The organism is Streptomyces sp. NPDC059037 (assembly GCF_042740015.1).
Taxonomy (GTDB): Bacteria; Actinomycetota; Actinomycetes; order Streptomycetales; family Streptomycetaceae; genus Streptomyces.
In genome coordinates, this window is record NZ_JBHYIG010000045.1 from 14,941 (window position 1) to 23,727 (window position 8,787).

Annotated in this window: 12 protein-coding genes; all 12 read right to left on the reverse strand. The window is 70.3% G+C overall.

The genetic code is table 11. The annotated features are described in order from the left end of the window. Window positions 1-11: 11 nt before the first annotated feature. A complete protein-coding gene (locus ACFWY6_RS12570; RefSeq protein WP_384688365.1) occupies window positions 12-2,090 on the reverse strand; it encodes a hypothetical protein in 2,079 nt (692 codons plus the stop codon). A 230-nt stretch (window positions 2,091-2,320) separates the two neighbouring features. After that, complete coding sequence (locus ACFWY6_RS12575) at window positions 2,321-2,821, reverse strand: hypothetical protein (RefSeq protein WP_384688368.1); 501 nt, start codon at window positions 2,819-2,821, stop codon at window positions 2,321-2,323. Continuing rightward, window positions 2,821-3,291: a phage tail tube protein gene (locus ACFWY6_RS12580; RefSeq protein ID WP_384688371.1), complete on the reverse strand. Its 471-nt coding sequence runs from the start codon at window positions 3,289-3,291 to the stop codon at window positions 2,821-2,823. The genes ACFWY6_RS12575 and ACFWY6_RS12580 overlap by 1 nt, the downstream gene beginning before the upstream one ends. A 12-nt stretch (window positions 3,292-3,303) precedes the next feature. Next, window positions 3,304-3,735 (reverse strand): minor capsid protein, encoded by a 432-nt coding sequence (locus tag ACFWY6_RS12585; RefSeq protein ID WP_384688374.1) that lies wholly within the window; start codon window positions 3,733-3,735, stop codon window positions 3,304-3,306. 56 nt (window positions 3,736-3,791) lie between these two features. Continuing rightward, window positions 3,792-4,142, reverse strand: coding sequence for a minor capsid protein (locus ACFWY6_RS12590; protein WP_384688377.1), 351 nt, complete (start codon window positions 4,140-4,142; stop codon window positions 3,792-3,794). Next, window positions 4,139-4,453, reverse strand: a complete 315-nt coding sequence (locus tag ACFWY6_RS12595) for a hypothetical protein (RefSeq protein WP_384688380.1) — start codon at window positions 4,451-4,453, stop codon at window positions 4,139-4,141. Before ACFWY6_RS12595 ends, ACFWY6_RS12590 begins: the two co-directional genes overlap by 4 nt. Beyond that, window positions 4,447-4,866 (reverse strand): hypothetical protein, encoded by a 420-nt coding sequence (locus tag ACFWY6_RS12600; RefSeq protein WP_384688383.1) that lies wholly within the window; start codon window positions 4,864-4,866, stop codon window positions 4,447-4,449. Before ACFWY6_RS12600 ends, ACFWY6_RS12595 begins: the two co-directional genes overlap by 7 nt. A gap of 8 nt (window positions 4,867-4,874) precedes the next feature. Then, window positions 4,875-5,384 (reverse strand): hypothetical protein, encoded by a 510-nt coding sequence (locus ACFWY6_RS12605; protein WP_384688386.1) that lies wholly within the window; start codon window positions 5,382-5,384, stop codon window positions 4,875-4,877. Beyond that, window positions 5,384-5,677 carry a hypothetical protein gene (locus ACFWY6_RS12610; RefSeq protein ID WP_384688389.1) on the reverse strand — a complete coding sequence of 98 codons (294 nt, stop codon included), beginning with the start codon at window positions 5,675-5,677 and terminating at the stop codon, window positions 5,384-5,386. The genes ACFWY6_RS12605 and ACFWY6_RS12610 overlap by 1 nt, the downstream gene beginning before the upstream one ends. 1 nt (window position 5,678) lies before the next feature. Continuing rightward, on the reverse strand, window positions 5,679-6,881 hold the full coding sequence (locus ACFWY6_RS12615; protein ID WP_384688392.1) for a DUF5309 family protein: 1,203 nt from the start codon (window positions 6,879-6,881) through the stop codon (window positions 5,679-5,681). A gap of 9 nt (window positions 6,882-6,890) precedes the next feature. Further along, window positions 6,891-7,589 (reverse strand): hypothetical protein, encoded by a 699-nt coding sequence (locus ACFWY6_RS12620; RefSeq protein ID WP_384688395.1) that lies wholly within the window; start codon window positions 7,587-7,589, stop codon window positions 6,891-6,893. A gap of 55 nt (window positions 7,590-7,644) precedes the next feature. Beyond that, window positions 7,645-8,784 (reverse strand): phage minor capsid protein, encoded by a 1,140-nt coding sequence (locus ACFWY6_RS12625; protein ID WP_384688398.1) that lies wholly within the window; start codon window positions 8,782-8,784, stop codon window positions 7,645-7,647. Window positions 8,785-8,787: the final 3 nt, after the last annotated feature.

Consider the following 8,787-nt stretch of genomic DNA (forward strand, 5'->3'; position numbering starts at 1 on the left):
AGGACCTCCTGTCAGATACCGAACGCGGTCTGCACGTTGCCGCGGCCGTCGACCTTCACGATCTTCCGGATCAGTCGCTTCACGTCTTCCGGCCCCGCCAACTCGATGCGGATCGTGGTCACCCCGCCCGCCCCGGAACCTTTCCGGGAGCCTGCGGCCCTGCCCGTTGCGGACATGGCCATCTGGCCGGGGGTGGGGGTGGAGACGAGGCCGGCCATGGTGCGGTCGACGGCGCCCTGTCCGGACTCGATACCGGAGACGATGCCCGCCGGAATCCAGCGGCCCACGGACTTCGCCATGACCTTGGATGGTGAGGAGATGCCCAGCGCCTTCGCGATCGGTCCGGGGATCAGCGCCTTGGCCCAGCCGATCAACGTCTTCTTCAGCCAGGCGCCCATGGACTTGATGCCGTTCCACAGGCCGCGCACGACGTCCTTGCCCTTGGACACGAGCAGCCCCGCCAGGGAGCCGATCGCGCGGGAGATGCGGCCCGGTAGGCCGCGCACCCACGAAATGAACGAGGACGCCCGCGAGGCGGCCGCGTTCTTGAACGCGTTGAAGCCGTTCACCGCGGCCCGGCGCAGGCTCCCGACGAGTCCGTCCAGCGCCGATCCGGCCCGGCCCGGCAGGCCGCGCAGCCACGACACCAGGGCCGTGAACTGGCGGACCGCGGCGTTCTTCGCCGCGCCGAACCAGCCGGAGAGTTTGCCGGGCAGGGAGGCGAACCAGTTGAGGATGGAGCCGATCGTGGCGACGGCTCCGGACGTGAACGACTTGATGAAGTTCCAGGTCGCCGACCAAGCGGTCTGGAACCACGTCGTCTTGGTCGCGATCAGAACGATGATCGCGATGAGCCCCGCGATAGCCGCGACCACCCAGAAGATCGGGGAGGCGAACATCGCCGCGTTCAGCTGCCACTGGGTCGCGGTCCAGATGCGGTTGCGGACCGCCACCAACGTCTGAGCGATGGCCCACGCCTTCATGGCCACCGTGACCGTGCCGAGCACCACGGCGAGCGCGGTCAGGACCGGTGTCGGCGTGGCGCTGATGATGCGGGCCAGCCAGGTAGCCAGCTGAGCGGTCAGGCCGATCAACGGAGCGAGCGCCACCAGGAGATCGATCGCGGCGCCCGCCAGCGTGCCCAGTGCGCTGCCGCCCTCGCTGGCCATCTCCAGGAACTCGGCGAACCCTTCGGAGTCCTTCAGGGAGGTGCCCCAGTCGGCGAACGCCTGCGTCATCTGCACGAGTCCGCCGGTCATCCCGTCCGACACCGGCAGGAAGGCTTGGAGCAGCCCGCCGAAGCCAACCGCCAAGTTCTTGATCACGGCGAGGAAGTCCCGCAGCGCGGGCCCTGCCGCCGAACTCATGTCGGCTGCCCACGCCTTGAACCCCGCGCTCTTGACGCCGACGGCCACCTCGTCGAGGAAGTCCCCGAAGGCGCCCGCCGCCGCCTGCACGAACGGCGTCAGCGTCGGGATCAGGTCCCGCAGGATCTCGATGCCCTTGGTGAAGACGGGCATCGTCGTCGCGGACATCTCGTTGGACCACGTCTTGTAGTCCGACTTCAGGCCGACGAAGGCCCGCGCGGTGGCCTGCGTCGCGGGCGGCATCTGGGAAAGGGCATCCTTGTACGCCTTCTGCTTCTCGGCCGCATCCTCGGCCCCCGCGGCGACCGCCTTTTGTGCATCCTCGGCGAGCTTGGAGACCTCCTGGACGCTCTCCATCTGCGGCCCCGCCGCGAGGCTGAACGCCTTCATCGCCAACCCGGCCGCGACCGCGCCCGCGGCGAGACCGCCGAGCGCCGCCGACGTCGCCGCCACGGCCGGCAGACCCACCCCGATCGCGGCCACCGCCGGGGCCACCCGACGCAGCGCGGACACAGCCCCGCGGGCGCCGCGCCCGATCCCGTACGCCAGGCTGCGGCCCATGCCGTCGCCATCCCGCACGAACCGGCCGTTCAGGTCCCTCAACTGACCGTTGACGTCGCGGGTAAGCCCGCGCATGCGGAGCTCGGCGCGCGAAAGGCTCCGCGTGAACGGAGCATCATCCGCACGCAGACCTGCGACCAGCTCGCCGAGGTTGAGGGCCATGGGTGCACCCCCTCGGGGAAATCAGGTTCGAGGGGCGCGCCGCGACTTGGGCTCAGGCGGGGCGAAGCGCCTGCTCAGCCGGGACTCGGCGGAGAGCAGGCCGAGGATGCGTGTCTTGAGCCACCGCCAGGAGCGGGCATGCATGAGGCCCGGCTCGGAGAGGTCGATGCCGTAGACCTCGTGGAGATCGGCCTCGATCAGCGGCCACTCGTCGAGGAGGCCCGCCCAGGTCAGGTCTTGGCGGCCTTGCGGGCGCGGCTGGTAGCCCGCGGGGTGCTCGTACCACTCGTGGAGCCCCGTCGCGGGGTCGACTTCGCCGCAGCCGATGAGGCCCGTCGTGCCGCCCGATTCGGGGCCAGTTGAGAAGGGTCGCCGTCCGCGTTCCAGTACTGCTCGGCGGTGTCGATGCCCGCCGTGATCCACAGAACGGCGGTCATCGCGACGTGCTTGAACCGCGGCCAGTCCAAGTTGGCGAACAGGTCGTCGTGGGCCGAGCCGAGGGCGATGCGGTAGAGGTCCATCTCGGCGGCGTCGTCCAGGACTTCGGTGTCCATCGGGGTGCCGTCGGTGGCCATCCGGGCACCGGACTCCACCAGGGACTGCACACGCAGCCCGTCCTCGGCGGAGCAGGCGGGGATGTGGAAGGTGCGGACGGTGCCGTCCTTGCACTTGATCGGCAGGTCGAGGGAGTCACCGAGGAACTCGTCCAGGACCTTGAAGCCGCCCGCCATCAGGCGGTCACCGGGTTCGTGATCGGGGTGAGTGGGCCCGTGCCGGTGAAGGTGACCTGCACCTGGTCCAGGTCACGGGCCTCGCCGCCCTGCGGCTCCCAGTTCGGCAGACCCTTGCCCACGTACGCCTCGGGCAGACCGTTGCGGTCGAAGAACCGCAGGTGCACCTTGGACGGCTCGCCGTACGCGAAGAACGCAAGGCGGATCTTCTCGTGCACCACGCTGTAGGCAGTCGAGTCGGGGGTCGCCTTGCGGTTGAACGTGACCTCGACTTCCCAGTCCTGGCCCGTCTTGGTGTTCTCCCCCCAGCCATCGGTGTCGTACGAGGTGTCGTCCTCGTGGTTCGGCTCGGCCGTCCAGCTGAATTCCGTGACGGCGGGGCACAGTTGCCAGTCCGGCACCGCCTCGGTGCCCATGTTGATCTCCAGGCGCCAGCGGCGCGCAAGAGCGGTCTCGGTCGGCGTCGACATGACGCAGCCTCCCTATTCGTAGAGGTGGGGTGAGGGGCGCGTCGTGCGCGCGTAGTAGTTCGCCGAGATCTCCTGACGCCCGTGGACGTCCTGGCCCATGGGGGCCTGTGACTGGCGCCAGATCAGGGCGACTTGAACCCCGCCAAGGACCAAGCCCCGGCGGTTGTGGAGCACGTCGAACAAGTCGTCGGCGAGCTGCTCGACGAGGCGCGGATCACGGCCCCGGCGCATCCGTATCTGAACGCCGGTGACCGCGTCCGTGAGGTCGGTGTCCTCGACCGGGTACGAGGTCAGACAGATGGCACCGTCCGAGGCATCCGGCAGGACCGAGAAGGTGATGCCGATCTCCGCCGCGGTGTAAATGCCGTCCGGCCGGTAGACGGCGAGCCCAGCCTCCGCAATCAGTGAGGCGAGGCCTTCCAGGAGCGCGTTCGTGTAGCCCACCGATCACCTCCGGACATGCGAAAACCCCCGCACAGCCGGGGGTTAGGGGTGGGTGGTCAGCCGCGCAGCCAGCGGCGAAGGGGCACGGCCATCAGCCGGAGCATGACCTCGCGCTCCGAGTTCATCGGCTGCTCCAGGTACTTGGCCTGCCTGCCCGGCAGGTGCTTCCAGGTCAGTTCTTCGTGTTGGCGGACCGCGTACACGGTGTCGTAGGAGATCGCGCCGTTCAGCCCGTCCACGTCGACCCGGCCCGATCGGCGGAGGGTGCCCTCGTCGAGGGGGACGAGCTTGTTGGCCTCGCCGAGGGTGTGCTCTAGGGCGCGTTGCAGCCCTTCAGAGGCCAGGCGCCGGCCGCGGGCGCCCCACAGCCGTCCGCCCTGCCAGTTCATGCGCGCGTACTGGGTCACTGGAGTTGCACCTCCAGGTGATCGGGGGTGGGGAGGCGGCCGCCGTCGCGCTGGTACGAGCCGATGGCGGTGGTGATCCGGCCCGAGGGCAGGGTGACGCGGGAGCTCGCCGGACACACCGCGTCCGGGCGGGCGTAGATGGTCGAGGAGGAGGTGACCTCCTCGCCCGCAGGGTTGCGGACCATGCGGGTCTTCTCGTCGAGGAAGCACTCGACCGTGACGGGGTCGGCGTACGACGGCCCGTACGGGCCCTCTCCCTGCCACGCCTCCACGATCACCTCATGGCCGAGCAGGAAGCCGGGGATCAGCACGTAACCACCTCGCCGAGACGGAAGAGGTCCGGTGTCAGGTCCGGCGAGCGGAGCGCTTCGAGGGCGGCATCGGCGACCCTGCGGCCCGTCGAGGAGCCGCCGGAGCCGGACGACGAGCTGGGACCGGACAGCGCCACAGACCCGATCTTCACCGAGCCCCACTGCCCGGCCGTGCCCAGCTCGTCGCCGCTCTCCACCCACCACTGCACCTGTGCACAGACCGCATCGGCGAAGGCGGTCATCACAAACGGGTTCGTGGGATAGCCGTCGACGTCCGCCTCGTACCAGCACAGCCGGAACACCTCGGAGTCCAAGAACCGCGAAGCGCGGCCGAGCCGGGCCGTGATGTCCGCGGGCGCCGTCTGCCCGGTGTACGTCTCGTACTGCGCCGAGGTCGCGTAGATCCGGGCCATGGCACCCCCTACGCGCTCGCGCCGACGATGACGATGTCGTACGTGACCGCGCTGCCTGCCCCGGAGTTGGCGATCTTCAGCAGGTCCCCGGTGGCGGCGGTGACCGCGTACGCCGTGGCGTCCGCAGGCCCCGCTATCGCCCCGACGGAGGCGCCCGGCCGCAGCGTGAGCGTTCCCGTTGCATTGAGGAGGGTGGCCCAGCCGTTGCTCGTCGCGTTGCCGACGACCACGTTGTTGGAGTTCGCCGCCGCCGCGGAGATGAACAGGCCCTTCACGCGCACGAAGGTGATCGCGGCGCCGAAGGCGTCCAGGAGCACGCCCGCGAGGTCGAGATCCTCGGTCGCGGACGCGGCCAGCGTGCGCCGGTCGTGGAACACCTTGTCGGCCTTGCCCGCCGCGGTGCCGTCGGTCAGGTTCACGGCCCGCCGGAACATCAGCGGATCGGCCACCGTGGTCAGGTCAAGTGCCTTGGTCTGGCTGACCGTCGCGGCCACGGACAGGGATGCGGAGAGACCCATCAGGAGTCACCTCCGTCCGCGTACCGCGCGGCGAGCTCGTCGCGAGTGGCCGCGTCGGCGGCCTCCTCGTCCATGCCCTGACTGATCGCGTACGCCTTCCAGTCCGCCTTCGACGCGGACTTAGCCGGCCGCTCCAGCACGACGGGCTCGGGCTCGGTGTCCGGCTCGACGCAGAGCCAGCCGGACGCCGGGTCCTCGGCCAGCGCCGCGAGGGAGTCGGCCTCCTCGCTGCCCGGCACCGGCCGCACGCGCTCGGCGATGTGTCCGCCAGAGCCTCGCTCGTAGATCGCCATATCAGGCCACCTTCAGACCGGTGAGGACGCCGTGGGCGCGCTCATTGCCGTACTCGAGGCCCACCTCGCCGTACAGCTGGACCTCGTCCGAGGCGCCGGTCTTGGCGAGCGGCTCCTCGAACATGACGCCCTTGCCCGGCACGTTGAGGAACACCGGGCGCAGCTGCTCCAGCGAGGCGACACACAGTGAGTCCTGCGGCATGTGCCGGTCCAGCATCAGGTTCAGCGTGCCGAAGTCCGTGACGATCGTGGTCACGTTGACACCGCCCACGGTCCGGCTCGTCTCCTGGAACTTGCCGTACGCGTTGGCGAAGGCCCGCGACACGGCGCGCTTCTGCGCGGAGTTCGCGATCAGGGTCGCGGTGGCCTGCTCGCTGATGCCGCCGTTGTCGTAGGCCAGCTGAAGCAGGTCCGAGACGTGATCCGGGGTGAGGTCCGTCGTCCACGGCTTCGTGTACGCGATGCCGGTCGCCGTGCCCAGGGTGATCGGTGCGCCCCCGGCCGTCGAGGACACCTTGAAGGTGTTCACGTCGATCTGGTCGACGTAGTACGCGCGGCCGGCCACGATCCCGGTGGCGGTGCTCGTGTTGGTGAACACGATGCGGTCACCGTCCACGAGGCCGTGCGCGGTCGCCGTGATGGTGTCCGTCGCCGAGCTCGCGCCGGTCGTGGTGACGCCCTTCGCGATGCGGTTCGTGGTGATCGCTGCGAGCAGACCGCGGGACTTACGCGCGGTCGCATTGGTCGTCGGGTTGGCGTACGTGCCGTTGATGAACGAGTAGTTCACGTCCAGCGCGATGGACTTCAGCGCCTGCGCGACCTGCCAGTCCAACTCGTTGGTCACCGGGTTCGCGCCGTCCACGCCCCGGAACGGGGCCGAGCCGGGGGTAGCGAGCGCGCCGATGGCGGCCTGCTTGGTGTACGAGACGCTGACCTTCTCCTGGTGGATCTGGACGACGTTGCGCACGTTCGCCCGCGCCCGCTCTTCGGCGGTCGGCGCGGTCGCCCCCTCCACACGGGTGCGCTGCGAGGGGTCGCGCAGGTCGTAGGTCTGCCACTCGAATTCCTGGCCGGTCGTCATGCCGCCGCCGGTCAGGCCGCCGATCGCGGACAGGAGCGGGGTGTCCTCCGGGGTCAGGGCGAACAGCTCGCCCGCGTAGTTGGGAAGGTTGAACGTGTCGCCCATCCCGGTGATGCCGGCCATGGGTCCTCCTTACGTGGTCGCGGCCTTCTGCCGCTTGAGTCGAATCACGGTCGCGAAGTCGCGTCGTGCGGTGGCCTCTTGGATCTGCTTGTCCAGGGAGGCGTTCTGATCGCCTGAGCCGCCGGCGCCGCCCATGTCTGCGCCGGAGCGTCCGGCGCCGCGGGGGGCGAGCTTGGACAGCTTGGTGACGGCGGACTTGATGGCCGTGACGTTCACCTCGCCGTCGTCGGCGACGAAACGGGACACGTCGATGAGCTCGGCGGCCTCGCCGAGATCGATGCCCGCGGCGGCGACCGCAGCACGGAACTCCGCGCCTGCGAGCTTGGTGCCGTACTCGGAGGCGGCGGCCGTGCGGCCCTTCTTCTCCGCCTCGGCGACAGCCTTCTCCTGGTCGCTCATGGCCGCGGCCTTGAGCGCTTCGAGCTCGTCCTGCGCCTTCTGGTTGGCCTTGGCGCGGTCCTCCCACTTGCGGGCCTCGGCCTTCCAGTCCGGCTCGCCACCGCCCTCGGGGGGCGTGGGGGCCGGAGGTGTCGGCGTCGGCGGTGCGGGCGGGTCACCGGCGGGCGGCGCGGGCGGGGTTCCACCGGATCCGCCTTCGCCCTCGCCGCTGCCACCCGCGATGGGATGGATCGGTCGGCCGTCCGTGCGGAAGCCGAGGATCGTGTACGCGCTGTGTGTGGCGCGCGGGTGCTTGAAAGGGTGCTGCATGGGTGTACTCCCTTTTCGGGGTGCCCGGCCGCCGTGCGGCGCTCCGAGCGGGGTATCAGCGGGCCGCGCCGACCTGCTCGCGCTGCCGCTTCCGTGCAAGGCCCTTCTCATCCGTGAGAGCACGAATACGGGCCTGATAGGCACGGACCTTGGCGGTCGCCGTGCGGCGCGCGCCCTCGTCCATACCCGCCGCAGCCCGCCGCTTCCACGCGCGCACCTGGCGCTCGTAGTACCGCTGCTGCTGCGTGTCTTCATACGTCGCACCCTGCGGATGCGGCGGGACCTGCGGGCGCTTCGTGACGCCGGGCAGGTAGGCACTCAAGCTGTGTCGGCAGTTCGGGTGGAACAGCCCTGCCGCGCGCGCCTCGAGGAGGGATCCAGCGACGTGCACGACGACTGTGCGCGTGGGCGCGAACAGCCGCTCCGGCTGGATCGCGTGGTCGAGGCGCAGCGACTGCGGCCCCGGCGGGCCGGACAGGGTGAGCACCTCGCCCTCCCATTGCGCGCACAGCGGACACTCCAGCGGTGCATCGGACACGATGACGAGCCCTACGCCGATCTCCGCGAGCGCATCGGTGTGCCCCTCGATCGCCGCCCGCGCGGTGACAGAGCGGACGGCCATCTCCGCGTACGCGCCGAGCTCCCAGTTCCGGCCGGCCGAGTCGGTGAAGCCGGTCACGCCGCGGCGGGCGAAGCGGTTCAGCGCCTGCTGGCTGGCCTGGCGTCGGGTCATCGTGCCGAGCAGGGTGCTCGCGGAGACGCGGGTGACGGTGTCACGGAAGAAGTCGAGGACGGCGCGGGTGATCCGGGCGTACAGGGGGCGCGTGTCGTTGGCCCAGGAGGCGGCGAGCCGGTCGACCGCGGGGGCGCCCGTCAGCTGCGTGCGGGCCTGGAGCTCGCGGCCGATGTCCAGCGCGCCGAGCTCGGCGACGGCGGCTTGCCTGCCGCGCCCGTACGCGGTGGCCAGGGCTGCCGCGACCGCGCCGTCCGCGTCGGTCTGGAGCGCCTGCGTGACCTCCTCGACCGCCGCCCGGAGGTCACCGATGGAGCGGAGTTTGATCTCCGCCCACAGCGGCGACTCAAGGCCGTCGTCGAGGGCTTGCCGCAGCTTGTCGATCAGCGTCAGCTCGGCGTCGTCGTACAGGGTGCGGATGGCGGCGGCGAGATCCTCGGCCATGGCCGGCGATACGGGCATGGC

Bases quoted from the DNA above. Each gene is read 5' to 3' on its own strand.
- ACFWY6_RS12610 (WP_384688389.1), bottom strand. From the start codon at position 5,677: ATGGCGATCTACGAGCGAGGCTCTGGCGGACACATCGCCGAGCGCGTG.
- ACFWY6_RS12570 (WP_384688365.1), bottom strand. From the start codon at position 2,090: ATGGCCCTCAACCTCGGCGAGCTGGTCGCAGGTCTGCGTGCGGATGAT.
- ACFWY6_RS12620 (WP_384688395.1), bottom strand. From the start codon at position 7,589: ATGCAGCACCCTTTCAAGCACCCGCGCGCCACACACAGCGCGTACACG.
- ACFWY6_RS12575 (WP_384688368.1), bottom strand. From the start codon at position 2,821: ATGGCGGGCGGCTTCAAGGTCCTGGACGAGTTCCTCGGTGACTCCCTC.
- ACFWY6_RS12605 (WP_384688386.1), bottom strand. From the start codon at position 5,384: ATGGGTCTCTCCGCATCCCTGTCCGTGGCCGCGACGGTCAGCCAGACC.
- ACFWY6_RS12580 (WP_384688371.1), bottom strand. From the start codon at position 3,291: ATGTCGACGCCGACCGAGACCGCTCTTGCGCGCCGCTGGCGCCTGGAG.
- ACFWY6_RS12600 (WP_384688383.1), bottom strand. From the start codon at position 4,866: ATGGCCCGGATCTACGCGACCTCGGCGCAGTACGAGACGTACACCGGG.
- ACFWY6_RS12615 (WP_384688392.1), bottom strand. From the start codon at position 6,881: ATGGCCGGCATCACCGGGATGGGCGACACGTTCAACCTTCCCAACTAC.
- ACFWY6_RS12625 (WP_384688398.1), bottom strand. From the start codon at position 8,784: ATGCCCGTATCGCCGGCCATGGCCGAGGATCTCGCCGCCGCCATCCGC.